The 25,095-nt window shown below is 50.2% G+C and carries 22 protein-coding genes; 4 read left to right on the top strand and 18 right to left on the bottom strand.

The window, feature by feature from the left end; genetic code table 11:
• The 9 genes from MRBLPE1_RS25615 to MRBLPE1_RS25575 form a co-directional block, all read right to left on the bottom strand.
• Window positions 1-1,320: a polysaccharide deacetylase family protein gene (locus MRBLPE1_RS25615; RefSeq protein ID WP_364150953.1), complete on the bottom strand. Its 1,320-nt coding sequence runs from the start codon at window positions 1,318-1,320 to the stop codon at window positions 1-3.
• Between the two features lie 250 nt (window positions 1,321-1,570).
• Window positions 1,571-2,692 carry a copper amine oxidase N-terminal domain-containing protein gene (locus MRBLPE1_RS25610; RefSeq protein ID WP_364150950.1) on the bottom strand — a complete coding sequence of 374 codons (1,122 nt, stop codon included), beginning with the start codon at window positions 2,690-2,692 and terminating at the stop codon, window positions 1,571-1,573.
• Between the two features lie 168 nt (window positions 2,693-2,860).
• Window positions 2,861-3,697, bottom strand: coding sequence for a MetQ/NlpA family ABC transporter substrate-binding protein (locus tag MRBLPE1_RS25605; protein ID WP_364150948.1), 837 nt, complete (start codon window positions 3,695-3,697; stop codon window positions 2,861-2,863).
• 53 nt (window positions 3,698-3,750) lie between these two features.
• The gene (locus MRBLPE1_RS25600) at window positions 3,751-4,410 is read right to left on the bottom strand and encodes a methionine ABC transporter permease (RefSeq protein WP_414698921.1); all 660 of its coding nucleotides are present in this window, start codon (window positions 4,408-4,410) and stop codon (window positions 3,751-3,753) included.
• Complete coding sequence (locus tag MRBLPE1_RS25595) at window positions 4,410-5,411, bottom strand: methionine ABC transporter ATP-binding protein (protein ID WP_364151520.1); 1,002 nt, start codon at window positions 5,409-5,411, stop codon at window positions 4,410-4,412. Before MRBLPE1_RS25595 ends, MRBLPE1_RS25600 begins: the two co-directional genes overlap by 1 nt.
• Before the next feature lie 253 nt (window positions 5,412-5,664).
• On the bottom strand, window positions 5,665-6,150 hold the full coding sequence (gene bcp, locus MRBLPE1_RS25590; protein ID WP_364150944.1) for a thioredoxin-dependent thiol peroxidase: 486 nt from the start codon (window positions 6,148-6,150) through the stop codon (window positions 5,665-5,667).
• 60 nt (window positions 6,151-6,210) lie between these two features.
• On the bottom strand, window positions 6,211-7,002 hold the full coding sequence (locus tag MRBLPE1_RS25585) for an ABC transporter permease (protein WP_364150942.1): 792 nt from the start codon (window positions 7,000-7,002) through the stop codon (window positions 6,211-6,213).
• A 5-nt stretch (window positions 7,003-7,007) separates the two neighbouring features.
• Window positions 7,008-7,802 carry an ABC transporter permease gene (locus tag MRBLPE1_RS25580; protein WP_364150940.1) on the bottom strand — a complete coding sequence of 265 codons (795 nt, stop codon included), beginning with the start codon at window positions 7,800-7,802 and terminating at the stop codon, window positions 7,008-7,010.
• The gene (locus tag MRBLPE1_RS25575; protein WP_364150937.1) at window positions 7,799-8,824 is read right to left on the bottom strand and encodes an ABC transporter ATP-binding protein; all 1,026 of its coding nucleotides are present in this window, start codon (window positions 8,822-8,824) and stop codon (window positions 7,799-7,801) included. The genes MRBLPE1_RS25580 and MRBLPE1_RS25575 overlap by 4 nt, the downstream gene beginning before the upstream one ends.
• 368 nt (window positions 8,825-9,192) lie before the next feature.
• Between MRBLPE1_RS25575 and MRBLPE1_RS25570 the strand changes: the two genes are divergently transcribed.
• Complete coding sequence (locus MRBLPE1_RS25570) at window positions 9,193-10,251, top strand: LCP family protein (protein ID WP_364150934.1); 1,059 nt, start codon at window positions 9,193-9,195, stop codon at window positions 10,249-10,251.
• Between the two features lie 199 nt (window positions 10,252-10,450).
• The gene (locus MRBLPE1_RS25565) at window positions 10,451-11,782 is read left to right on the top strand and encodes a glutamate-1-semialdehyde 2,1-aminomutase (protein ID WP_364150931.1); all 1,332 of its coding nucleotides are present in this window, start codon (window positions 10,451-10,453) and stop codon (window positions 11,780-11,782) included.
• A gap of 139 nt (window positions 11,783-11,921) precedes the next feature.
• Here the strand turns inward: MRBLPE1_RS25565 and MRBLPE1_RS25560 are convergent, their stop codons facing one another.
• From MRBLPE1_RS25560 to MRBLPE1_RS25525, 8 genes are all read right to left on the bottom strand, one after another.
• On the bottom strand, window positions 11,922-13,088 hold the full coding sequence (locus MRBLPE1_RS25560; RefSeq protein WP_364150929.1) for a PQQ-dependent sugar dehydrogenase: 1,167 nt from the start codon (window positions 13,086-13,088) through the stop codon (window positions 11,922-11,924).
• 73 nt (window positions 13,089-13,161) lie between these two features.
• On the bottom strand, window positions 13,162-14,016 hold the full coding sequence (locus MRBLPE1_RS25555) for an inositol monophosphatase family protein (protein WP_364150927.1): 855 nt from the start codon (window positions 14,014-14,016) through the stop codon (window positions 13,162-13,164).
• A 108-nt stretch (window positions 14,017-14,124) separates the two neighbouring features.
• Complete coding sequence (locus tag MRBLPE1_RS25550) at window positions 14,125-14,943, bottom strand: sulfite exporter TauE/SafE family protein (protein WP_364150925.1); 819 nt, start codon at window positions 14,941-14,943, stop codon at window positions 14,125-14,127.
• Window positions 14,944-15,045: 102 nt separating this feature from the next.
• A complete protein-coding gene (gene uvsE, locus MRBLPE1_RS25545; protein WP_364150923.1) occupies window positions 15,046-16,071 on the bottom strand; it encodes a UV DNA damage repair endonuclease UvsE in 1,026 nt (341 codons plus the stop codon).
• A gap of 3 nt (window positions 16,072-16,074) precedes the next feature.
• Entirely contained in the window at window positions 16,075-16,392 is a 318-nt protein-coding gene (locus tag MRBLPE1_RS25540) for a hypothetical protein (RefSeq protein WP_364150920.1), read from the bottom strand.
• 431 nt (window positions 16,393-16,823) lie between these two features.
• Window positions 16,824-17,033, bottom strand: coding sequence for a hypothetical protein (locus MRBLPE1_RS25535; RefSeq protein WP_364150917.1), 210 nt, complete (start codon window positions 17,031-17,033; stop codon window positions 16,824-16,826).
• A 161-nt stretch (window positions 17,034-17,194) separates the two neighbouring features.
• Window positions 17,195-18,313: a D-alanine--D-alanine ligase gene (locus MRBLPE1_RS25530; RefSeq protein WP_364150915.1), complete on the bottom strand. Its 1,119-nt coding sequence runs from the start codon at window positions 18,311-18,313 to the stop codon at window positions 17,195-17,197.
• A 23-nt stretch (window positions 18,314-18,336) separates the two neighbouring features.
• Complete coding sequence (locus tag MRBLPE1_RS25525; RefSeq protein ID WP_364150912.1) at window positions 18,337-19,659, bottom strand: amidase domain-containing protein; 1,323 nt, start codon at window positions 19,657-19,659, stop codon at window positions 18,337-18,339.
• Window positions 19,660-19,902: 243 nt separating this feature from the next.
• On the opposite strand from MRBLPE1_RS25525, the gene acnA reads away from it, so the two are divergent.
• A complete protein-coding gene (acnA, locus tag MRBLPE1_RS25520) occupies window positions 19,903-22,614 on the top strand; it encodes an aconitate hydratase AcnA (protein WP_364150909.1) in 2,712 nt (903 codons plus the stop codon).
• A 259-nt stretch (window positions 22,615-22,873) separates the two neighbouring features.
• Here acnA and MRBLPE1_RS25515 read toward each other — a convergent pair whose 3' ends face one another.
• Window positions 22,874-23,617 carry an IclR family transcriptional regulator gene (locus MRBLPE1_RS25515; RefSeq protein ID WP_364150907.1) on the bottom strand — a complete coding sequence of 248 codons (744 nt, stop codon included), beginning with the start codon at window positions 23,615-23,617 and terminating at the stop codon, window positions 22,874-22,876.
• 354 nt (window positions 23,618-23,971) lie between these two features.
• Here MRBLPE1_RS25515 and MRBLPE1_RS25510 point away from each other — a divergent pair, with 354 nt between their 5' ends.
• Window positions 23,972-25,027: an alpha/beta hydrolase gene (locus MRBLPE1_RS25510; RefSeq protein WP_364150903.1), complete on the top strand. Its 1,056-nt coding sequence runs from the start codon at window positions 23,972-23,974 to the stop codon at window positions 25,025-25,027.
• The last annotated feature ends 68 nt before the right edge of the window (window positions 25,028-25,095 follow it).

Genomic DNA, 25,095 nt, shown 5'->3' with positions numbered 1-25,095 from the left:
TTACTCCGTGAGCCATATTTCCCGCTGTTGATCGCTATACACATATTTCGTGATCTGGATTCCGAATTTATGCAGCGCTGCGCGCACGGGCACAATGACCTGGCCTTTATCAGACGTATGAATTTCATCACCCGTTAGCGACAGCACTCGGTTTCCTTCGTAATAGGCATCGATCAGTCCATTATCTACATCAAGCAGTATGCTTCCGCCAACCCATTCTGTAAGTTTCCGCAGCGATACCTCGATAGCCCCGTTTGTTACGCCGTATTCGCCTGCCTTTAGTACCAACATTTCCTCTCCTCGGTGCAAAATAAGATCCGGCGCATTCGCCGCTGCTTGCGCCAATGCGCTTTCCCTGGCAAGCTTTTCCGAGAACTGGACAAGCTTCTTTATTTCTGGCTTGGTGACACTTGCCCTGCTCCATTTCAACTTATCCGCTGGTTTGAATTGAATCGGCTTTACTTCATCCGTTATCTTGGCAAAAGCATAACCTTTGCTTTTGTAATATTTAATAATTGCCGGAAGCGCTTTTACCGACTCCTCGTGCCCCGCGCTGTCATGAAGCAAAACGTTCAGCTTGCTCGCAAGCTTAGAACCTTGGATCGTCGTCAAAATCTCAGATGCAGGTACGCCCTGCTGCTTCGAATCCCTACTGTCTACATTCCAGTCATGCACCTGGTAGCCCGCCGCATCCATTGCATCGAAGTAGCCCTGATCAAAATTGGTGTGTGTCCCGCCAGGCGCCCGAAAAAGTATCGTCCTGACGCCTGTTGTTTGGTATATGGCCTTATCGGTTTTCATGACCTGCTCCGCAAACTCGGCAAAGCTCCCATATAAACGCTCATATTTATGATCAAACGTATGATTGCCGATCGCATGGCCTTCCGCGATGATCCGTTTCGCTATATTCGGCTGCTTCAGCACATGCTCGCCCAAAACAAAAAAGGTCGCGGAAATGTCTTCCTGCTTCAATAGATCAAGGACCTGTTCGGTATTTTTGCTCGGACCGTCATCGAAGGTCAAATATACGGTTTTCTGTTTCGTCTCTGCCTTTTCAGCCAATACGGGTTCACTTGGCTTCTCTCCCGCGGCTGCGGCCGGCTTGTCTTTTGCCAGCTGCTGCTTTGTTTCATAGGATGCATGCGCAGCTAAAAACGGCTTGGCTTCATAATGAGCAACAGACGTTAATACGGATTCACTTGCCTGCACCGTCTCCCGCTCCATTGCCGCATTGCTCTGATCACCGGCAAAGCTTCCAAGCTCAATCAAGCCGACCCACATCATCACTGCACAAATTGCCACCCTCAACATACGCCGCATTCGATGTGCCACCCTTCTCTACCTATGAATAGGAACTCTCGTGTATTCTGATAGATTATATGAGCCGCTTCTCTAGTAAATGACTGTTTCTCTTAAATGATGAGATATATTCCCGCCTCCCAAATAAAAAAAGCCAAACACGGCTGCCTCTTGCTGTGTTTGGCTTTCGTCTTGCTTTTGTCATGGGTGAAGAGTTACTCTATTTTTCTTCATCAACTGCTATGTAAGCTGCGGGAATATGATCTACCTCTTAATCCGCAACGTTTACGCTATAGATATTATTATCCTTATCATAAGGAAATTCGTTTTTGAAATAAAGAAGATCGCCTTCGCGCTTCATGAATTTAAGGAAATCGCCGCGGTATGGCGTATCATTATACTTCACATACTCCTGATGTTGGGTATCCAGCAGCTCCTTGTATAAAACCGTAACCGCGCTGGTTCCCCTATCTACCAGCTTCAAAATGCCATCCTTATTCCCACGCAGCAGAAATACATCCTTGTCGAAGTACTCGACGAAATAATGATCTGCTTCGCCGCCAAGCTTCACCAAATCGATCGTTTCGAGCAATTCCCCTGTCCCGTCTTCGATGATTCTCAGCGTTTTTCCGTCGATCAATAACAGCTGGCTGCCCAGCTTCGTTACATTTACTTCTACGCGATTCCAATAATGCACGCTAGCTTGATGAATAACCTTGCCCTCTTTCACGACCAGCGTGAAATATTGATTATTCAAGAGCGGCTCTCCGTAATGATCGGCAAAAGAAATGATTAGCAGGCCGCCAGGCGTTCCTTCAAAATTCGAAGACAGATACTCTTTAATCGAAGTACCGAGCTTTGCCAGCTCGCGTCTTACGCCTTTGCCATCCGTCACATAAAGAATACCGCTTTTTCCTTCCACCGTATATTTTAATCCCTCATGGACAAAATCATATTTCCTGAACGTTTGCAGCTGTTCTGCCTTTAGCGTCTTAGTCGGCGCATCCCATGTCAAACGGCCGCCACCGAGCGCCTGGACAGCGAAACGCGCCGGTATGTAGAGCTCTTTCTCGAACAGAAAAGGCGCGCCCGGAAGCTTCACCATCTTCCCGTCAAGCATCCCTGTCAGACTGCCTACGCGAACTGCCAGCGACTTGTTCCAGCCGTTGAATTGCGCTCGTTTGCCCGTGGCATCCCAGCTTAGGTCCAGCTTAAAGTAAGCCGTCATACGCGTCAGAGGCACGAATGTGACCCCATTTTTCACAAGGGCGGTTCCCCCCAAGCTTCCGCTCTCCATCCAGTGGAACTCGTATTTGCCTTGGGCTGCCGCACCAGCTGTAGCCGGAAGAATAAGCAATAAGGCCAGAATGAAGATTGTTATGCTCCTTTTCACTTTCAATCATCCCCTCTTATTCAATAAAATGGGTTTTCGATAATTAATAACGCTTATAGGGATGGAAAGGTTGCGAACGTATAGATGAATGCCGGAAACGCAAACAGCCGAGCAGAGATTGCTTCTCTGCTCGGCTGTTTATGCCATTATGATCAGGCATTGCTGCTCTTAAAACGCAGCTACGATCGCGCCTTTATACGTATCTTCAATAAATTTCTTTACTTCCGGCGAACGAAGCGCCGCTGCAAGCTTCTGCATCGCTTCGGAATCTTTGTTGTCCGGACGAGCAACAAGAATGTTTACGTAAGGAGAGTCGCTGCCTTCAATGAACAGCGCGTCATCCGTCGGAACAAGATCCGCCTCAAGCGCATAATTCGTATTGATTAGGGCAAGATCAACCTCGCCGAGTACACGCGGTAGAGTAGCTGCTTCTACTTCTGTAATGTCGAGCTTTTTCGCATTTTCGGTAATGTCAGCAACGGTTCCGTTAACGCCAACGCCGTCCTTAAGCTTGATTAGGCCATTTTCGGCCATCAAAGCAAGCGCGCGGCCGCCATTCGAAGGGTCGTTCGGAATGACGACTTTTGCGCCTTCTTTAAGATCTTCCAACTTTGTGATTTTTTTCGAGTACGCGCCGAAAGGCTCAATGTGAACGCCTGCTACGTTAACAAGGTCATAACCTTTGTCCTTGTTAAACTGATCGAGGTACGGCGTATGCTGAAAAAAGTTCGCGTCGATTTGTTTCTCAAAAAGCTGGGTATTTGGCTGTACATAATCATTGAATTCGATGATTTCCAGTTCAACGCCCTGTTCCTTCAAAATAGGCTTCACGAATTCCAGCAGCTCCGCATGCGGCACGGGAGTTGCGCCTACCTTCAGCTTAACGGCCGATGGCGTTTCCGCTCCCGTACCGCTCGCATCGTTCCCGGTATTTTTGTCTTGTCCGCAGGCAGCCAATGTAAACATCAGCATCATCGTTAATATCAAATAGCTTGTCTTCTTCATGTTCATTCCTCCAATGTTGTATTGCTTTCTAAGCTGTAATGCTTTCTAACTTTCTACTTCCTGCTGTAACGCCGAACCAGTGCGTCGCCAATTGTCTGAAGCACCTGAACAAGCACGATCAGCAGCACAACCGTCACGAGCATCACATCGGTTTGAAACCGCTGATAGCCGTAACGCAGTGCCAAGTCGCCCAGTCCCCCGCCGCCGATTACGCCTGACATAGCCGTATAGGAGACGAGCGTTACTGCTGTTATGGTCACGGCCGCAAGCAAGCTTGGGCTGGATTCCCGAAGCAGCACGCGCCGCACAATATCCCATTTCGAAGCGCCCATCGCTTGGGCAGCCTCGATCACGCCACGGTCCACCTCGCGCAGCGACGTTTCCACCAGCCTTGCAAAGAAGGGTGTGGCGGCTACGACGAGCGGCGGAATCGAGCCCTCTACGCCAAGCGTCGTTCCCGTAATCAGCTTAGTAACAGGCATGATCATAATCATGAGGATGACGAACGGAACGGAACGCAGCACGTTGACGATAAAAGAGAGCACCCCGTAAACCACAGGCTGCTGCAGCAGCTGTCTGCGAGAGGTTAGAAACAAAATGATGCCAAGTATTAATCCGAAAATAATCGTAAACACAAGCGAGGCCGACAGCATATAGAGGGTATCCTTCGTCGCCTCCCCTATTTCCGGCCAGCGCACGTTTTCAAAGCTCATCATATCGCCTCCACCTCCAGACCGTCCTTGCGCAGAACGTCAATCACGGTCTCGATTTCTGCATCGCTGCCGATCAGCTCGACAATAAGCTGGCCATACGGCGTCTGCTTCATGCGTGATACCGTTCCTTGCAAAATGGCGAATTGGACGGATGTCGGCTTCACGGCATTATAAAGAATCGGCTCATATGTCAAATCGCCGATGTAGGTCATGCGCAATAGACGCCCTGTGCGCTGGCGCAATAGCTGTCCGTTTACTCCGCTGTCCGCCACTTGATCAACAAACTCGCGGGTCACCGGATGCTCGGGCTTCAGAAAGACATGAAGCACTTCGCCTATCTCGACGATTTCCCCTTGGTCTATCACGGCTACGCGGTCACAGATGGAACGAATAACATTCATTTCATGCGTAATGAGCAGGATGGTAATGCCCAGCTTCGCGTTAATATCGAGCAGCAGCGACAAAATCGAATTCGTCGTTTGCGGATCGAGCGCCGATGTTGCTTCGTCGCACAGCAATACGTCCGGATTGTTCGCTAGCGCTCTGGCAATGCCGACTCTCTGCTTTTGTCCCCCGGAGAGCTGAGCGGGATATTTATCCGCATGCCCCTCTAGCTGAACCAGCTTCAGAAGCTCATCCACCCGTTTATTCATCTCTGATTTGGATAGCTTTGCAAGCGCAAGCGGAAAAGCAATGTTATCTCTAACCGTGGACATCGACAGCAGGTTAAAATGCTGGAAAATCATCCCGATGCGTCTCCGCTGCTGCTGCAGCTGCCGTTCAGACAAATCTGTAAGCTCAACGCCGCCTACCGTTACCTTGCCCGTTGTCGGCTTCTCAAGCAGATTGACGCAGCGCAGAAGCGTGCTTTTCCCTGCTCCGGAATGGCCGATGATGCCGAATATTTCACCCTTATGGACCGTTAAACTAACGTCACGGACTGCTTCTACCGAAACCGTCCCTACTCGATACGATTTTTTGATGTTGTTTAGCCTGATCAGTCTAATAACCCCCTATCGAACAAGCAAAACCATATTGTATAAATGTGTCAGCATCCCGTCAATGGATAAAATATTCCATTTTATTCATATACCCTGTTCATCAAGCAATTAAGCGGCTTAAACGAATTTTCTTTATTGTTTCCTCAACCCAATGATTTACTCTTTCAAGGACTGCCCGAACAACATAGAAAAAATAAGCCTATCCCGCCGTTAAGCTGGATAGGCTTATTTTAGTTTGTGCATCGCTTGCCGCTTATCGTTGTGCAGCCTGCTGCAATTGCTGTACCGCTTCAAGCACCTGCAGCGTGTGTCCCTTGACTCTGACCTTGCGCCATTCTTGCGCCAGCTTGCCCGCTGCGTCGATTAGAAAGGTCGACCTTACGAGTCCCATATATTCTCTGCCATAAAGCTTCTTTAACTGCCATACGCCATAAAGTTCGCACACGGCATGCTCGGTATCCGCCAGCAGGAGGAAGGGCAGCTCTTTTTTGGCGATAAAGTTCTGATGCGATTTAACCGTATCGAGGCTGATTCCCAAAATAACGGTATTGTGTTTAAGCATTTCCGCGTTCGCATCGCGAAAGTCGCAGGACTCTTGGATGCAGGCAGTCGTCATATCCTTGGGATAAAAATAAAGGACGACATTTTTCCCGCGGTAATCGCTTAACGAGACGTTCTCCCCGTTTGAAGCAGGCAGGTTAAAATCCGGAGCCAATTCTCCTATTTGAAGCTGTGTCATTGCTAAACCTCCATCAAGCACTCTTTATTTGCTGCCTTATTCGTGAGTGAAAAGCGTAAGCTAGGAGCCTGCTCCCCGGTAACGCTTTACGCCATGGTTCCATAACCAGAGCCCCAACGAGAAAACGATGATGCCCATGACGGGTGTCAGAAGCGCCAGCCGGGAAAGATCATCGGCTTTTTTCTCGAGGAAATAAGAAGCAGGAATCACGCCGACGAATGCAAATGGCAGCAGCCAGGTGAGAACGAAGCGAATCATTTTGTTATAAATGTTAACCGGATAGCGACCGTAGTTTTGAATATTGTACATAAGCGGCACGATACCGGTCGGCGCATCCGAATAAAAGGAAATCGCGCTGAGCGCGGTATAAAGTCCTGCATAAATAAGGACTGCGCCTAAGATGAGCAGCAGAAGCACGAGTACATCAAGCACTTGGAACGGCAGATCGAGCTGTGTCCAGCAAAGCGCCATGATGATAGCTCCGACGAAGGAGCCGATTAACGAAGGCGGATCTACGTTTTCGAGCAGCACCTGATACAGACTGTGCGCCGGTCTGGTAAGCACGCGGTCCATCTCGCCTTTTACGATATAACGTTCGCTGAAATTCCAAATGCTGAAGAAGGTGCTGAACACGCCGTAAGGAATCATGAAAAATCCATAAACGAATACAACCTCTGCCTCCGACCAGCCGCCGAGCGAAGGCGTATGCTGGAACACGATTAAGATGAAGATCAGGTTCATCCCTTGGAACAATAAATCGGACAGCACCTCGACCCAAAAATCTGCCCGGTACGTCAGCCGCGTTTTCGCGTAATTTTTAATGTATTCCCAAAATAAAGATGCATATCTCATGTCTGTTACCCCCCTTGCACGAACAGCCGTCTACGAGCCGCGCGCCATGTCAGCCATATCGGCACCAGCAAACCCGCAAACCATAACACTTGAATGCCAAACACATGCAGCACCTCGCTGCTTGGCGTTCTTCCCGTAAATACGGAGCTTGGCAAATAAGTGATCGCTTGGAACGGCAGCCACTGCATGATAGCGGAAAGCCAACCCGGGAAGAAGGCAATCGGCACGACCACGCCAGAGAACAAATCGACCATTACCCGCTTCATTCTCATCATGCCCTCGTTGTTTTCGACAAAAAACGCGAACAAGCCGGTCAAAATATTAATTTGCGAGTTAATCAGAAAGCTAAAGAACAGCATGACTAAATAAATAAGCCATGTCATTGGATCTGTCGGAAGCGTGACCGGGAAGATGAGACAAACGATAATCATCCCCGGGATCATGAACAGCAGCATGCGGAAGAGACCCTCGCCGAACCCCTGCATCATTTTTACGAATAAATAGGAATACGGCCTGATTAATTGAACCGCCACGCTGCCGTCTCTAATCTCATTTGCGATCTCGCGATCCAAATTGTTGAAATAAAAGGCACGCGCCATCCACGATACCGCCACATAGGTCGTCATTTGCGTCACCGTAAAACCGGCGAGCGTCTCCTTGTCCCCGTAAATCGCCTGCCACAGAAAGTAATAAGCGCCGATGTTAATCGCATAAATAATGATACCGCTGTAATAATTAACGCGGTAAGCAAGCATCATGATAAATCGAATCCGAATAAAATCGATATAAGCGCTCATCATGGTTGAACCGACTCCTTGGAGGTTGACGCGGAACCGGATGAATAAATACTGCGGACGATATCATCCGTATTCGTTTCAATAATTTTGATATCGCGAATTTCTACGCCGCCTACTACGCAGGATAAAGCATCGGAAACATTAACCGCATGCGGCAGCCACATTTTTGCCGTAACCTCGTTTTCCATCGTCCAGGTGACATCGAGGGATTCCGTTAGCTGCTGCAGCTTAGTCAGCTGCGTGTGACCAGCGAATTGGAACTGTATTTCACGGCCCTTGCTCCAGCGGTTCTTCAGATCGTCTAGACCGCCGTCATAGATGATGCGGCCGTCATCCAGCATGATGACGCGCGAGCAAAGCGCTTCGATATCCTGCAAATCATGGGTAGTCAGCAAAATAGTCGTTCCCTGCTCTTTGTTCATTTGCATGAGAAAGTCGCGGATTTCGGTCTTCACGACAATGTCGAGACCAATCGTCGGCTCATCCAGGAACAGGATGGACGGATTATGAAGCAGCGAAGCGACAAGCTCGCAGCGCATCCGTTGGCCTAAGCTCAGCTTGCGTACCGGACGGTTGAGCAAATCGCCAAGCTGCAGTCTTTCGACAAGCTCGTTCAGGCGTTTGCGGAAATCAGCCTCCGATACCCGGTATACCTTGCGCAGCAGCTGGAAGGATTCGATGACGCCGATGTCCCACCACAGCTGAGAGCGCTGCCCGAATACGACGCCAATCCCGTTCACGAACTTCTCGCGGTCCTTGAACGGCACATAGCCGTTCACCTTGAGTTCGCCTGACGTAGGCACCAAAATACCGGTCAGCATTTTAATCGTTGTCGATTTGCCGGCTCCGTTCTCTCCGATATAACCGCAGATTTCGCCCTGCGGGATTTGAAAGGAAATATCTTTAACCGCCGTTACCTCATTGTACTCGCGTTTAAACAAGTCCTTGAGTGCGCCGGATAAGCCTTCACGATTTTTCTGCACGCTGAATTGCTTGCGTAAATCTTTTACATCTATGGCTAGCATTGCTTCTTAAAGCCCCTCTCGCTTCGACATTTCCTAGGAAATACCGATCTTTATTTACCTAAAACGATAAAACTTGCTCTACATGTCGTTCAGCTTTATAATTTTATGATATGTAATCATACATTAGTTCACGCCTAGCGTAAACGGCTGGCTTTGCCTCAGGTACGGCAGCTTGTTCGCAGATGAAATATAAGCTATGAAAAAGCTCATACTTATACGTTCTTATATTTCTAGCGTAAACGGCTCCGCTAGCCTTTCCATTGGAAGCGGACCATTCGCTATGCCATCATCATGCATGCTTACATTGCAATTTACCCTCATTGACACAAAATGATCCTGCAGCATCTGAAAGGAGCACGTCAAGCGAAATGTCTAAACAGACGAACCGAGTGCCTAAAGAAAAGAACAAGAAGAAAAGATGGAAATGGTTTTTCATCAGCCTCTCCGTAATACTAGGCGCTGCCGCAGCGTTTCTTATCTACTGGAGTGTAGGCATATATAATGCTCTTGATAACTTCAGTGACCCTAAAGAAACGAAAGTGCCCGTAGAGGACGCCGAAGCTACGCCTGTTCCCATCCCGGATTGGGAAGGAAAAGAACGCGTCAATATTTTGCTGCTTGGCGGTGACGCCCGTGGATTAGACGAGGGGCAGGTTGCCCGTTCCGACTCCATATTAGTCGCTTCTTTTGATCCCGTAACAAAAAAGGCGCATTTGTTCTCCGTGCTCCGCGATACGTATGTCGATATTGAGGGCCATGGCAGAGGCCGTATCAATACGGCGCTTGCTCTAGGGGAATACCCGTTAGCCATGAAGACCGTCGGCGACTTGCTCGGTCTCGACATTCAATATTATGTATATACAGACTTTGAAGGCTTTAAGAAGCTGATCGATACGATCGGCGGCATTTACTTCGATGTCGAGAAAGATATGCATTACACCGATAACGCAGACGGCAACCGCTACGATATCGACCTTAAAAAGGGTTACCAGCTGCTTGACGGCGACAAAGCGCTGCAATATGTCCGCTTCCGCCATGATGCGATGAGCGATTTCACGCGTACCGAGCGTCAAAGAAACTTTCTTCAAGCGGTATCCAAGGAGCTTCAATCCACTTGGAACATCGTTCGCATGAAGAAAATTCTTGAAAGCGTCCAGCCGTATGTCAGCATGAATATCAGCGTGATGGATATGCTGAAGCTCGGCCAGCTAGGCGTCAAAAGCCACGTGGCCAGCACAACGCAAATCCCGCCGATGGAGCTCATCGCGGAAGACCGCGTTGGCGGCGCATCCGTCATCGGCATCAGCGACGAAGATGAGCTGCGCGATTTCGTACAAATGACGCTGGAGCAGGACGATACCGTGCCTACTCCAACGGAAACCACTGCACCGACAGACGGTACGGAAGCAAACAACCAACAGCAATAACCTATACGTACACGCAACTGCGCCAGCAAGTTGCGTGTATTTTGTTACCTGAATAAGAACTTATAAGTGTTCAAAAGCATGCGTTTCTATAGGTTGCGACACGACACTTTTTTTCACAGAGGACGCGACAGCCGTTAAAGCTTGTCCAACTCCGGGTAAGATATTACCCGGCTACCCTATCCATTGGAGGCTGAATGCCATGACGAACAAACGACCGAATTCCGAGAAGCTCTATGAAGAAGCGCTGCAGCATATCGTTGGCGGCGTAAATAGCCCCTCCCGCTCTTATAAAGCAGTAGGCGGCGGCGCTCCGGTGTTTATGAAACGCGGGGAAGGCGCTTATTTCTGGGATGTCGACGATAACCGTTATATCGACTATTTAGCAGCATACGGTCCGATTATTACCGGACATGCCCACCCGCATATTACGGACGCAATCGTGCGTGCCGCCCAAAACGGAACGCTTTACGGCACGCCTACCGAGCTGGAGATTAAGCTGGCCCGCATGCTGAAAGAGGCGATTCCTTCGCTCGACAAGGTCCGGTTCGTCAATTCCGGCACAGAAGCCGTCATGACGACCATTCGCGTGGCCCGCGCTTATACGAAAAAATCCAAAATCATTAAATTCGCCGGCTGCTATCACGGGCATTCCGATCTTGTGCTCGTTGCGGCAGGCTCCGGACCTTCTACGCTTGGCATCCCGGACAGCGCCGGCGTACCTTCCAGCATCGCAAGCGAGGTCATAACAGTGCCATTTAACGATCTCCCTGCACTGAAAGCTGCCTTGGATCGCTGGGGCGACGAGACTGCCGCTGTCATGGTAGAGCCCATCGTCGGCAACTTTGGCATGGTCATGCCGCATGAAGGATTCCTCGAGGGGCTGTGCAAGCTTACCCGCGAGGCCGGCGCTCTCGTTATCTACGATGAAGTCATTAGCGCCTTCCGCTTCCACTATGGCGCAGCACAGACCTATGTTTCATTTCCCGATCACCAAGCCGTGGAACCGGATCTAACCGCGCTCGGCAAAATCATCGGCGGCGGCCTGCCGATCGGCGCATACGGCGGACGACGCGAAATTATGGAGCAGGTTGCTCCGCTTGGACCTGCTTATCAAGCCGGTACGATGGCAGGCAACCCCGCTTCCATCTCCGCGGGCATTGCCTGTCTCGAGCTGCTGCAGAAGCCGGGAATCTACGACAAAATGAATGCTCTCGCAACGAAGCTCGCGGCAGGTCTGCATGCCGCTGCCAAGCGGCATGGCATTCCGCTTACGATCAATCAAATCCGCGGCTCGTTCTCCGCGCATTTCTGTGATCATCCGATTACGAATTATGATGAGGCGCAGGATACGGACGGCGAGCTGTTCGGCAAATTTTTCAAGCTCATGCTCGATCAAGGCATTAACCTTGCGCCGTCCAAATATGAGGCATGGTTCTTTACGACCGCGCATACGGAAGCGGACATTGATGAAACAATCGTTGCAATTGATCACGCTTTTGCGCAATTAGGTTCTGCAGGCGCTGTCTCATAAACCAACTGCCAGCCATTGAATAGGTCGACTAAGCCGGCAGCTTATTAGTAAGATGCAACGGAAAAACAAAAGAAAAACGAGGAAGTCTTCGTGGCCGCTGGGCTGGCAAGACTTCCTCGTTTTTTATTGCAGCTCATTATTATTTCACATCGTTAAGCAGCAGGAGCCTGTCATCGGTTTTCGACGGGATGCCGCGTCCGTCAGTATTGTTCGTGATGACGTAAATGCGTCCATCCTTTATTTTCACATCGCGAAGTCTGCCTTCACCTTCAAATACGACAGACATTTGATTCGCCGCCGGATCAAAACGATAGAGCGCTCCGCCCATTAAGGTTGCAATCAACAGTCGATTGTTTGCGTCGATTGTAGTGCCGGATGGCGCAATGGCCTTCTCGCCGGTATGGTAAATTGGCGTTACCATTCCCTCTTTTTCCGCATCTCCGTAAATATCCGGCCAGCCGTAATTAGCGCCTGCTTCGATAATATTAATCTCATCATGTCCGCCCGGATCTCCGGATGGGCCATGCTCCGTATTGAACATAACGCCTTCAGCATTCCATGCCAAGCCTTGCGGATTGCGATGCCCGTACGAATAAACATACGAGTCTGGGTAAGGATTGTCCGCAGGAATTTCACCATCAAGCGCCATCCTTAATATTTTACCGGCTAAACTGTTAAGGTCCTGTGCGAGTTCCCGCTGCTGCGCATCTCCCGTTGTAATATAAAGCATCTTATCGGGTCCGATCGCCATTCTTCCGCCGTCATGGTTGGCCGCTCCGGGGATGCCCTCAAGCAGAGCCTGAACCTCATCCCATTGCTCGCCGGTTTGCTTCAGCAGAACGACCCGATTCAATATTCGGCCATTCTCCTCGTAGGTATGATAAGCATAGGCGTTTTTGGTATTTGCAAAATCCGGTGCCAAAAGGAAGCCTAGAAAGCCGCCCTCTCCGTTACCGTGTACGCTTTTTTTCAGATGGACGGACTGGCGGGTCATGTTCGAGCCGTCCACCTTCACGATATTCCCTTCGCGCTCGCTAATATAAACTACGTCCTTGTCAAAGGTAATGACCCAAGGAACACGAAGCTCCTGTGCAAGCACTGTAAAAGCTTCGTCCGGCTTCTCTGATGCTGCCGGCTCGTTGGTCTCCGCGCCCGTTTCCGTTTCCATCGGTATCTCGGTAACTGCGTTTGTTGCCGTATTGGCCGGCGGCTGCGATCCGGGCGCCTCATTTTTTTCGCATGCGGACAGCATGCCTAAGCATAAGGCAGTCATGACCATGGCGGTTATCCGCTTTTTGGCTGTCATTCTACGCTCACTCCCCCGTTAAACAGAGAAGGACACCGCAGTTGCAAGTCTCGCAATGCGCTGTCCTATCCTGCTATTCGTTTGCTTTCGCTTCACCAAGAGCTCGAATGAGCTCCTCTTGAATATGGCCGTTAGAGGCTACGACATTGCGAACACCGAGGTCGTAAGGCCTGCCAAGCGTGTCGCTTACGATTCCTCCCGACTCCTGCACAAGCAGCGAGCCTGCCGCCAAATCCCAGCTGCTAAGCCCGATTTCCCAAAAGCCGCTTAACCGTCCTGCTGCTACATACGCCATATGCAGCGCGGCGGATCCGGCGATACGCAGGTTGCGCACCTGAGGGGCAACCGCCTGTATGCCTTGCAAATTTAAAGGCAGAGCATAGTGGTGATCAGCCGGAAGGCCGGTCGCTACCAAACTGCCGCGCAGCGTATCCTCTTTGGATACGTGCATTCTTTTTCCGTGAACGTAAGCTCCCTTGCCTTTTTCAGCAACGAACAGTTCATCCTTCATCGGGTCATACACCACGCCGACGATCACCTCGCCGTTATGGGCAAGCGCAATGGACACGCAGAAAAACGGAAAACCATGCACAAAATTTGTCGTTCCGTCAATCGGATCGACGATCCATAAATATTCGGCATCACGGATATTTTCAAGAGCCCGCGTTGACGCTTCCGGTCCAGGCTCCACGCCCTCTTCTCCTAGAAACGAATGATGAGGGAAATGCGTCATGACGAGATTTTTGATCAGGCGCTCTGAGCCTTTGTCTACTTCGGTAACAAGATCATGCGAGGAATACTTTATATCAAGGCTAGCGTAATTGCCAAGCTTCGTCTTAATCCATTCTCCTGCTTTGGACGCACAGTTGATTGCGACAGCAGTAAAGCTTTTCCCGCCAACGACGGAAGTGTTGTTCTGGTCACTCATGATCCATCACTCTTCCCTCTATGTAAAATCACGAACATTTCTATCCATGTAATCCTCTTCTACGTATGAAGCTTCCGGCAAGTTTCGTATATAAGTACTCTCACCATATCAAAATGATCGCAAGCCTTCAATGATTAATTGTCCGGCAAGGAGCAGGAGCGTTACCCGGAGCAGCCATAACAAGCCTTTTCCGCTCATTTTCACCGCGATCGCCGCGCCAAGCTTTCCTCCGATCCATGCTCCCGGCACTAACGCAAGAACCAAAAGCCAATCCGTCTCCCCCAAATAGGCATGCATGCCGCTTCCAAGGATGGATGATAAAAAAATAACGAACATCGAGGTTGCCGTTGCCATATGAGGCGGAAACCGGAATAAAAGCACCATGAGCGGCACGAATAACGAGCCTCCCCCAATACCGAACAAACCCGACATGAGCCCAACGCCGAAACCGATCGCAAGCGCCGGGAGGATCCCGTAGCTGTAGGTATGCGTCTCTCCCGAAGCATCGGTTATCATACGGACGATCGGCCACTGTTTGGAAAACGGTTTCATATAGTCCCGTGCAATCAAGAGCGAGGCCATCAGCAGCATAAAAACGCCGAATACCAGCTGAAACACGCCTGCGGGAAGCATGCCCGTCATCGCTGAGCCGATCATCGCAGCCGGTCCGCTCGTAATAAAAAATAACCAGCCGCTGCGAAAGTCTACAATTTTCCGTTTTGCGTAGCTAAGCGTTGATGCCAGTGCCGTCACAACAAGCACGGTTAGCGAAATGCCGACCGCCGTTGCATGTCCAATCTCATCGCCCGTTAATACGGGCCCGATTAGCATAAGCACGGGAACGATGATAATTCCGCCGCCTAGCCCTACTATGCTGCCGAACATAGCCGCTACAACCCCGAGTAATATTAGAAGTATCCATTCCATGATGATAATCACCTTTTCATTGTGATAAAGGAGGCTGTACGGTTAGCTGCCGGCATACAATAGCACCGCCAAGAAATGCCTTGGCGGTGCTCCTCTGCTTTTTTAATGCACGGGAGCTATTTCTACGCGCCCGCCATCTAACACCTTAATGCCTTCTTCGGCTGCTTCCAGCTGCTTTAAGTCCTCGATGAGCTTAATCAATGCTTCATCTTTGCTTTTTGCTTCCAGCATACAGTCCAAATGCTCGCTGCTTCGTGCAGCTTGGCGCAAAAACTGGACCAATGGACCAGCTTCCACAAAATCGGCATGACCGCGCGGATCGGATAAGCTTTTGGGGCTGGAGGCATGGATTTTGGGTGGAAGCTGGCTGGCGCTCCCATAGCCCAGCCGCTCGCGCTCCTTTGCCCAAGTCCGCTCAATCCGAGGCCATAACCCATGGTACAGCTCGTCATCTTCGATGTCGCCGGAATTGACGGCATGATGATGAATGTCGAGCACCATGGGAACCCCCGCTTGTTCCGCCGCTGTGAGGGTTTCCCTCGCATTAAACGTTTTATCATCATTTTCGAGCGTAACCCGATGCTTAAGACGAGGCGACAAGGCGCTGAACTGACGGATGAACCGTTCCCCAGCTACAGCCTTGTCGCCATATGCTCCACCGATATGTATGTTGCATTTGGTTGCTTCATCCAATCCCATTGCCTCCAGCATGAGAACATGATTCATCAAATCACGCTCGGAATTGGCAAGCACCTCCGGTCTCGGCGTGCTGAACACGCAGAAGTGATCCGGATGAAAGGAAACTCGGATACCGTTTTGCTTAGCATACTCACCTACCTCTAGAAAAGCAGGAGCAAGCGCGGCAAAAGGATTCCAATCTGCCAATTCTTCATGCGTCGCTAGCGGAATGAGCTTAGATGAAAAACGGTACATTTGAATGCCGCTCGCTTTGCAAAGCTTCAAAATACGCAGCGTGCTCCGCAGATTTTCTTCCGCAATTCTTTCCAGCTTCCGGATTCCCGCCTCACGGTCGTCCAGCTTGGAGAAATTTTTGAAGGTCATCGTTTTGGAGGGAGACGCGTTTTCAAGCTGCAAGCTCATTGCGACAAAGCCCAATCTCACGATCATCGATTAAGCCCTCTCGCCAAAAAACATTTCAAAAGCAAGCGCCGTTTGAACTCTTGCTTCTTCCTCGGTCAACTTTCTCACGAGCTCCATCTCCACTTGTGTCACTTCTTCGCCTTGAAAATTAATCTCGGCAATGGAAGCTAAAATGCGGACAATCGCGATCGCTTCATTGGCAGGCGTGTAGGCAATGACCTTTTGGCCGGTTGGAAAAACGCGAAAGCCGCTCTTAACCATTTTGCCCCGACCGTACTCCAACAATTCATACAGCTCCTGCTCGGACTTAAATTTACAAACCGAATTAAACTCCGTTGCAAAACCCATTGTATTTCCCTCCTTTCAGTGAAATTTCCACCCTGCCTTCAAAGGATTTACTACCAAACCTTCAAAGGCTTATAACCAAACCTTTAAAGGCTTTAGTACCAAACCTTTAAAGGCTTTTCGAACCCACCCAAACCCTCCTTCCAAGGGAGGGCCCCAAGGGTTGCACCCTCTGGACACCCGCAACTGGACTAACGTCGGTGAGACGGGGCACGTTCTGGCTGCGTTTGAGCGTGGATCGCTTTCGTCCCTGGGGGACACGCTTAACTTGGGTTGGTTTTGGACCAACCTTCAAATTCTCTCCACCAACACTCAGCGAGTCGTCGGCGCTTGCTTGCTGCGTTTGAGCAAGGATCGCTTTCGTCCCTGGGGGACACGCACATCATCTGAAATAAATGGAATTTCTACTGGTAATTCAACCTTTTGTGCTGCATTTAAGCATTTAGATGGTAATACTCCATTTGATTTGGTGCTTGTCCATCATTTATCCCAATACGCGAGCAATTAGATGGAGTAATTCCTGTTAAATAAGCCGCCGCTCCAAGCAATGAGCAATTAACAGGAGTTAATCCTGCTAATTGCTCATCAGAAGCATCGGATGCACAAACATTCTCATTGTTGTTAAGCAGCAGAGTAAGCTTCATGCGATCACGTCATAACGAATGGTTCCGTTCCAGCAATGCGTGACACACTGCAGGAATGAATAAGTTACTTTTAAGATTTTAAGTGCAGCGGCGTTTGAGCGGTCCCGAATTCACACTGTGCAAGCTCAGCAGCTGCAGCAATTCTTCGGTAAGCTTCTTTCTTATTGTGCCGCTTCGCCTGTGAAATCAATACGCTGCTTGTCGGCATGGCGTGAAAGAGCCAGCGAGATCAATGAATCCAATAGTTCTTTATATGGAATACCGGTTTCCTTCCACATGAGCGGATACATGCTGAAAGGAGTAAAGCCCGGCAAGGTGTTCACTTCGTTGATGAAAATTTGGTTGTCGCTTTTGCGAACGAAAAAATCTACGCGGGACAAACCGGAGCCGTCGATGGCTTGGAATGCGCGAACCGCCATTTCGCGGATGGATTCTGTCATATCCGGTGACAAAATAGCCGGAATTTGCATTGTCGATTTTCCGTCGATATATTTAGCTTTGTAATCATAGAATTCGTTAGAAGGCGCAATTTCGCCCGGTACGGATGCTTTGGCGTCGTCGTTGCCCAGTACGCTTACTTCGATTTCCCGCGCATCCACAAATTCCTCCACAATGACCTTGCGGTCAAAACGCAGCGCATAGTTCACCGCAGCAACAAGTTCTTCGCGGTTTTTGGCTTTGGATACGCCGACGCTGGAGCCCAGGTTAGCCGGTTTGATGAAGCATGGGTATCCAAGCGCAACCTCGCACTCCATAATAAAGAAAGAAGCGTCTCTCTCCCATTGCGTCCGGTTGAAGTAGCGGAATATGCATTGCGGCAAGCCTTCCTGCGCAAATACTTTTTTCATCATAATCTTGTCCATCCCAACGGCAGAAGCGAGAACACCGGCTCCCACATATGGGATGTTCGCCATTTCGAACAGTCCTTGAATCGTTCCGTCCTCGCCGAATGTCCCGTGCAGCAGCGGGAACACGACATCAATGCGCGGCTCCTCGCCTTCAGCGGATGTGCCTGCGTTTAAGCCTTGAAATAATGGAGCCAAAGCGAAGCCCGTCTGCTTCGCCTCGCCCGCTGCAAAACGAAGCTCTTCTACCGTGTTTGGACGGGCATGAAGCACGGCGCCCGTTTTCCATTCGCCTTGTTTTGAAATATAGAAAGGTTTGATTTCGTATTTGCTATAATCGAACTCACCCATAACCGCGTAAGCCGTTTGCAGAGATACCTCATGCTCTCCCGATTTCCCCCCGTAAACTAAACCTACTCGAACCTTGCTCCCCATGGCATATCCTCCGGTACAATAATTTATAATAGATCAGCAATGTGAAAAAAACGATATTTCGTTTGTTCCGTCCATGCATAGGAATCACGATAATCCCAATAGCGATGCCTGCTGGAAACGGTGTTGGCATTCACTAGCGGCATTCCGAACGAATCAAAAGCAGTGACGATCGTGCTGTGCTGAAAGCGATGGTCGCCATTCCAGTCATAGGTAATGACATCGCCCAGCTGCAGCTCATCGGCAGATTGCACAATCTCCGCACGCATGCCAGAAGATTTCGACCCCGTCAAATAATTGGTCAAAGCATTGGATACCGCCCAGCTGTAGCTCCACCATTCGCTGCCCTTGTTCCGGCCTTTATACCACCAGCCCGTTTCTCTCTTACCAGTATAGTTCATCGGGGCATTGCCTGCAAAGATGCACTGCGACACGTAATGGGTACAATTCACCTCAAAAAGCTCATATGCCGGGTTCCCTTCATTCCACCAACGATCCGCATAAGCCGCAGCCAAATCTCTCCTGTAACGAATGCCGGAGGGACGGTGTTTGAATTGCTGTAATAGGTCATAATTTAAGTATGGTGTTGACGGTGACGATAGATCGCCAAATAGCTCCGAATAATCATCGACGGTCATCCAGTTGTCTGTTGCCGTGCCAAAGCGTGGCCTGCGTTCCGAAATAATCGGCTCCACCCGCAGGATATCCCAAGCACCGCCGGACAGCCCTAACCAGAGACGCTCAAATTCGGATCTTTCCTCCATGTAAAATCGTCCAGACTGTTCCATCCTTCTCTTGATATGGAGCCGGACAAGCACGGAAACCTCATTCGGCGAATCGTTAACGCGAATGAGCTCAGCTTTTGTTTCGCTCCCTGCCGGAAGCGCGCCCCTGAGCAAATCACGTTCTCTGAGCCGCTCCAGCCTGCAGCGAAGGCGCTCGCAATGGTCAGAGTCGGTTACGTAGTCGGTCAGCACAGCCGCGTGCTGATTAGCTTCGGCTTGATTGTACAAGCTGACGTAACGGTGGATAGCCGCTTTCCATCCCTGCAGCTTCCCCTGCTGGATATGCTGGTCATAATCAGAGGAACGAAGCAGCGAGTTAAGCTTTGAGGCTTGCGGTTTAACCGGTTTTATTTCATGATTCGCCCGATCCCTGATCTGCGGTGCGTGAATGCTCGGCTGTGCTTGTCGTTCCGTTTGCACCCCGGAAGGGGGCAGCTGCGGCTTCAAGACAGCATGCGTCGAAGCTTTCTGCTCTAATTTACGCGGAGACGCGGCCTGCTTGGACGCTGCTTGCGTTTTCTTCTGACCAGTCGTACCATGTCCCTGGTTACCTGTTCGCGGCATAGCAATCCTCCTTGACCTTGTTGTGACTGCAAGCTTAACGCAGATTAACTGCTTCATTATATGAAGCCTTCTTCCGTTTCATGTAACATTCGTAAAGTTGCCTTTTCAAGCGATTTACAGGCTTGGAAAGTCATAATTGGACTTTACGGAAGGACTATTTTAGCGATATACTATAGATATAGCGATTTTGAAATTGTGTTTCACAGAATGAAACACAAACTACATTCAAAGAGGAGAATGACGATGGCTACACAAAATCATTATTCGGTTCGCACAACGCTGGACGCTGGTGGCAAATCTTACGCTTACTACCGTCTGGGCGGACTTGAAGAACAAGGACTAGGCGATATCTCGAAATTGCCTTTTTCCATTAAAGTATTGCTTGAGGCGGCTGTTCGCCAATTTGACGGACGCGCCATTACTCCCGAACATGTAAAGCAGCTGGCAACTTGGGCTGACGGACGCGAAGACAAAGAAATTCCTTTCATCCCTGCCCGTATCGTATTGCAGGATTTCACGGGCGTACCGGTTGTCGTTGACCTTGCGGCAATGCGCGATACCGTGAAAAAAGCAGGCGGAGATCCGAAGAAAATCAACCCGCTCGTACCCGTTGACCTTGTCATCGACCACTCCATTATGGTGGACGCATTCGGTTCGCCTGAAGCGCTTGAATACAACACTAAGGTTGAATTCGAACGTAACGAAGAGCGCTACCGTTTCCTTCGCTGGGCGCAAACGGCATTCGATAACTTCCGCGCGGTTCCGCCGGGCACAGGTATCGTTCACCAAGTAAACCTTGAGTACCTTGCATCCGTTGCAGCTACAAAAACAATCGACGGCGAAACTGTCGTATACCCTGATTCCCTCGTTGGTACGGATTCGCATACAACGATGATCAACGGTCTTGGCGTAGTAGGCTGGGGCGTAGGCGGTATCGAGGCTGAAGCGGGTATGCTTGGCCAACCTCTATACTTCGTAATGCCTGAAGTTATCGGCTTTAAATTGACGGGCAAGCTGGCAGAAGGCTCTACAGCGACTGACCTTGCGCTTACTGTTACTCAAATTTTGCGTAAAAAAGGCGTTGTCGGCAAATTTGTCGAGTTCTTCGGCCCTGGCTTGTCGAACATCAGCCTTGCTGACCGTGCAACAGTTGCCAACATGGCACCGGAATACGGCGCGACAATCGGCTTCTTCCCTGTCGATGACGAAACGCTTAGCTATTTGAAACAAACAGGCCGCTCTGATGACCTTATCGAGCTTGTTGGTTCTTACTACAAAGCACAAGACATGTTCCGTACGGATGCAACTCCGGATCCAGTATTTACGGATGTTGTTGAGCTTGACCTTTCGACAATCGTTCCTTCCCTTGCAGGACCGAAGCGTCCGCAAGACCGTGTTGAGTTAACGGCTATGAAGGAATCCTTTAACGGCATCATCCGCACTCCGATCGACAAAGGCGGCTACGGCCTCTCCGATGAGAAAATCGAGCAGTTCGTAACGGTTAAACACAATGACGGCCAAGTGAGCAAAATGGGCACTGGCGCAGTCGTGATTGCCGCGATTACAAGCTGCACGAACACTTCTAACCCAAGCGTAATGGTCGGTGCCGGCCTTGTCGCTAAGAAAGCAGTGGCACTTGGACTTAAGAAGCCGGCTTACGTAAAAAGCTCACTGACGCCGGGCTCGCTCGTTGTTACGGAATATTTGACAAAAGCAAACCTACTTGAGCCGCTTGAAGCACTCGGCTTCCACGTTGCCGGCTATGGCTGCGCGACATGTATCGGTAACTCCGGCCCGCTTCCGGACGAAGTAAGCAAAGCAATTGCCGACAACGATATGACGGTATCCGCTGTGCTCTCCGGTAACCGTAACTTTGAAGGCCGCGTTCATGCGCAAGTAAAAGCGAACTACCTGGCTTCTCCGCCGCTGGTTATCGCCTATGCGCTTGCCGGTACGACTAACATCGATTTGACTACAGAGCCAATCGGCTATACGGAAGACAATAAGCCGGTATACCTGAAAGATATTTGGCCGACATCGCAAGAAGTTAACGATGCAATGTCCGCGGCTCTTACACCGCAAATGTTCCGCGACAAATACGAGAACGTATTTACGCAGAACGAGCGTTGGAATGCGATTTCGGTACCTAAGGGCGAGAGCTACGAGTGGGATAATAAATCGACTTATATCCAAAACCCGCCGTTCTTCGAAAACCTTGGCCCTGACCTGAACGATATCGAAGATATTCATTCCTCAAACGTGCTTGCGCTTATGGGCGATTCCGTAACGACGGATCATATCTCCCCGGCCGGTAACATTACCGTTAACAGCCCAGGCGGCCAATACCTGATCGATAACGGCGTAAAACGCGAAGACTTCAACTCGTACGGCTCCCGCCGCGGTAACCACGAAGTGATGATGCGCGGTACGTTCGCGAACATCCGTATTCGTAACCAAGTGGCTCCAGGCACAGAAGGCGGCGTTACGACTTACCTGCCGACCGATGAAGTGATGTCGATCTACGATGCATCGATGAAATACCAAAAAGACGGCAAAAACCTTGTTGTTCTAGCCGGCAAAGAGTACGGCACTGGTAGCTCCCGTGACTGGGCGGCAAAAGGTACAATGCTGCTAGGCGTTAAAGCCGTTATCGCTGAAAGCTTTGAGCGTATTCACCGCTCTAACCTGGTTGGTATGGGCGTATTGCCGCTCCAATTCCCAGAAGGCCAAGGCTGGAAGACGCTTAACATTACGGGTCGCGAAACGTTTGACATCGTTGGCTTGTCCAATGACGTTACACCAGGCTCGCAAGTAACGGTAACCGCTACTCGCGAAGACGGTACGACCTTCGATTTCCCTGCAATCGTACGTCTTGACTCTGTCGTAGACGTGGATTACTACCGCAACGGCGGTATCCTTCAAACGGTACTTCGCCAAATGATCGCTAACATGTAATAATCGGCGCACACGCACAAGCTGTGCAGCCGTAAGACAAGGGCACCCGTTCAAGCAGAGCAATCGGCTTGACGGATGCCCTTTTTTTCTGAAATGGCATCATTCACAAGCGTAAACGGCTGTCCCTTCCTTGGCGAAAAAAGCTCGTTTCGCGGTGAACTATAAGCATCGTATCGTGTGAAAATTATACTTTCTTATATATTAAAAAAAGCAGCAGACCCGAGGTTCGCCTCCGGCCTGCTGCTTTTTGTTGTTCTGGCTATAAAATCATAATACCCATTCGTTTGGCGGACTCCATCATCACAGGCGCGTATTCCCGCATCGTCTGCATGGTCAGCCTGCTTGCAGGCCCCGACACGGATAATGCTGCTGCCAGCTTGCCCGTCCGATTAAAAATCGGCGCAGATAACGCGGCAGCCCCCGGCTCGCGCTCCTCGAAGCTTGTCGCGTATCCCTGCGTCAAAATCTCTTCCAGCTGCTGCTTGTACTGATCCAAATCAATGGAATAAAGCCATGACGGATCGCCAAAGATGCTCTCCTGCACCATCGGGTCGGAATAAGCGATCAGCACCTTGCTCGAAGCGCCTGCGTAAAGCGGAAGCCTCACGCCGACCGGCGCAACCCGCCGCACGGGCTGATTGCTTTGGACGGCTTGCATACGAATCCGCTCCGAGCCGTCCCTTACATATATGCTGACTGTTTCCCCCAGCTGGTCGCGCAGCCGTTCCATCTCGGGCAGCCATATCGTTGCTTGGTCGTCTGAACGCGATAAATTGGCGGACAGCTCCCACATCTTTAATCCTAAATGATAACGGTCGGTTGAGCGGTCCCGCTCGATAAAGCCCTTCTCCTCAAGCGTAGCGAGCATCCGGTGAACCGTGCTTTTGTGCAGGCCGACATGTTCGGCGATTTCCGTCATCGCCCAGTCCGTTTTTGAAATAAAACATAGCAATATATCAAGCGCCCGATCCACTGCCCGCACCGTCGATTTTCCATCTTCCATGCAGCCGCACCTCCCTCCAAGCGTAAACGCCCGCCGCCGTCTTGAGCAGCAAAAAGCAGTCGTTCCGCGGTGATAAATAAGTACGTGCATAAGCGTTTCGCTTATTCAGGATTATTTATCCAAAAGTTTCATCCAATGAAACCAGTTCTCATTCAGTATAACTCATCGCTTCCATTATCGTAAAGAAAAGTTCTTTACATTACAGCAACATTACAAATGATTAACATTACCTCGACATCAATTGACAGGCTTATAGGACCGGACTACGATGAAAGTACTAGATTTGAAAAGCGCTTACAACCATTGGAATATACTAGTCCAATAGACGTTTGCATACAGAGGGAGGACAACGACATGAGCACGACCATGATGACACCTATGCCGCTTGAAGGCGGATTCCCGCAAAGCCTTCAGCCCTTCCCGCTTGGAGATTCCGACAATCCCTTTCTCCTGCGTAAATCCAGAAGCCGAGGCAAGCATTTGCTGGTTGCTTCCGTAGCTTCACTAACCGCGATGTGCCTGCTTGCCGTTATTATTTTTCATGGCTATGTCGCTTGGATGCTTGCTTTTCCTTACGTTGCTCCGCTTTCCTCTAATCCGCAAGCGGCTATCGGCCTAGATTACGAGGATGTCGTTTTCCCTAGCAAGAGCGGAAACACGACGGTCAGCGGCTGGTTTATCCCTGCCGATACCGAAGCCGTTGCATCGGCGCCTTCGGCGCGCACGGTAGTGTTCAGCCATGGCTATGGCGCGAATCGCGAAGAATCATGGGTTCCGATGTATGAGCTCTCCAAGCTGCTGCACGGACTGAATTATAATATCTTGCTGTTTGATTACGGCTACGCCTCCAAGGAGTATAAAGCACCGGCTACGGGAGGACTGGAGGAATCGCAGCAGCTGCTTGCTGCCGTAGATTATGCCAAATCCCGAGGTGCCGAGGATATCGTCGTTTGGGGCTTCTCCATGGGTGCGGGAACGGCCCTGCAAGCTGCCCTGCAAACTGATGAGATCGATGCCATGATACTCGACAGCTTGTTTATTCCGAGCTCTGAAGCCTTGTTCGAAAACTTGAATCAATTCGTATCCTTGCCGCAATTTTCGCTGCCGCTAATCGAAACGATGATTCCGCTGTGGACGGGAACGAGCTTCGGCTCCATTCCGGCAAGCGAGGTCATATCCAATGTCTACGATATTCCGTTGTTCATTATTCATGGCACGAACGACGTAAAAGCCCCATACAAAACAGCCGAAACGATTGCTGAAGGACAAGGAAATGTCCTCTCCCGCTCTTGGATCGTGCAGGATGGCAAGCATGAGCTGCTGTTTCAAGTTCATCCGAGCGAATACATTCAGAGAGCCGCTTTATTTCTCAGCCAAGTTGACCAACAGCTCCAAGCAGAACGCATATAATCAATAAGCACGACATAAGCCCGTTTCACAACGAATACATCTAACATAGATGCACTTGTTGCGACAAA

The organism is Paenibacillus sp. LPE1-1-1.1 (assembly GCF_040676435.1).
In the GTDB taxonomy this organism is placed as follows: Bacteria; Bacillota; Bacilli; order Paenibacillales; family Paenibacillaceae; genus Pristimantibacillus.
This window is presented reverse-complemented; position numbering and strand designations above follow the sequence as displayed.

What these genes read in the sequence shown, in the direction of transcription:
- MRBLPE1_RS25615 (WP_364150953.1), bottom strand. Translation starts at nt 1,320, where the DNA reads ATGCGGCGTATGTTGAGGGTGGCAATTTGTGCAGTGATGATGTGGGTC.
- MRBLPE1_RS25605 (WP_364150948.1), bottom strand. Translation starts at nt 3,697, where the DNA reads ATGAAGAAGACAAGCTATTTGATATTAACGATGATGCTGATGTTTACA.
- MRBLPE1_RS25600 (WP_414698921.1), bottom strand. Translation starts at nt 4,410, where the DNA reads ATGAGCTTTGAAAACGTGCGCTGGCCGGAAATAGGGGAGGCGACGAAG.
- bcp (WP_364150944.1), bottom strand. Translation starts at nt 6,150, where the DNA reads ATGACACAGCTTCAAATAGGAGAATTGGCTCCGGATTTTAACCTGCCT.
- MRBLPE1_RS25585 (WP_364150942.1), bottom strand. Translation starts at nt 7,002, where the DNA reads ATGAGATATGCATCTTTATTTTGGGAATACATTAAAAATTACGCGAAA.
- MRBLPE1_RS25580 (WP_364150940.1), bottom strand. Translation starts at nt 7,802, where the DNA reads ATGATGAGCGCTTATATCGATTTTATTCGGATTCGATTTATCATGATG.
- MRBLPE1_RS25575 (WP_364150937.1), bottom strand. Translation starts at nt 8,824, where the DNA reads ATGCTAGCCATAGATGTAAAAGATTTACGCAAGCAATTCAGCGTGCAG.
- MRBLPE1_RS25570 (WP_364150934.1), top strand. Translation starts at nt 9,193, where the DNA reads ATGTCTAAACAGACGAACCGAGTGCCTAAAGAAAAGAACAAGAAGAAA.
- MRBLPE1_RS25565 (WP_364150931.1), top strand. Translation starts at nt 10,451, where the DNA reads ATGACGAACAAACGACCGAATTCCGAGAAGCTCTATGAAGAAGCGCTG.
- MRBLPE1_RS25560 (WP_364150929.1), bottom strand. Translation starts at nt 13,088, where the DNA reads ATGACAGCCAAAAAGCGGATAACCGCCATGGTCATGACTGCCTTATGC.
- MRBLPE1_RS25555 (WP_364150927.1), bottom strand. Translation starts at nt 14,016, where the DNA reads ATGAGTGACCAGAACAACACTTCCGTCGTTGGCGGGAAAAGCTTTACT.
- MRBLPE1_RS25550 (WP_364150925.1), bottom strand. Translation starts at nt 14,943, where the DNA reads ATGGAATGGATACTTCTAATATTACTCGGGGTTGTAGCGGCTATGTTC.
- uvsE (WP_364150923.1), bottom strand. Translation starts at nt 16,071, where the DNA reads ATGATCGTGAGATTGGGCTTTGTCGCAATGAGCTTGCAGCTTGAAAAC.
- MRBLPE1_RS25540 (WP_364150920.1), bottom strand. Translation starts at nt 16,392, where the DNA reads ATGGGTTTTGCAACGGAGTTTAATTCGGTTTGTAAATTTAAGTCCGAG.
- MRBLPE1_RS25535 (WP_364150917.1), bottom strand. Translation starts at nt 17,033, where the DNA reads ATGAAGCTTACTCTGCTGCTTAACAACAATGAGAATGTTTGTGCATCC.
- MRBLPE1_RS25530 (WP_364150915.1), bottom strand. Translation starts at nt 18,313, where the DNA reads ATGGGGAGCAAGGTTCGAGTAGGTTTAGTTTACGGGGGGAAATCGGGA.
- MRBLPE1_RS25525 (WP_364150912.1), bottom strand. Translation starts at nt 19,659, where the DNA reads ATGCCGCGAACAGGTAACCAGGGACATGGTACGACTGGTCAGAAGAAA.
- acnA (WP_364150909.1), top strand. Translation starts at nt 19,903, where the DNA reads ATGGCTACACAAAATCATTATTCGGTTCGCACAACGCTGGACGCTGGT.
- MRBLPE1_RS25515 (WP_364150907.1), bottom strand. Translation starts at nt 23,617, where the DNA reads ATGGAAGATGGAAAATCGACGGTGCGGGCAGTGGATCGGGCGCTTGAT.
- MRBLPE1_RS25510 (WP_364150903.1), top strand. Translation starts at nt 23,972, where the DNA reads ATGAGCACGACCATGATGACACCTATGCCGCTTGAAGGCGGATTCCCG.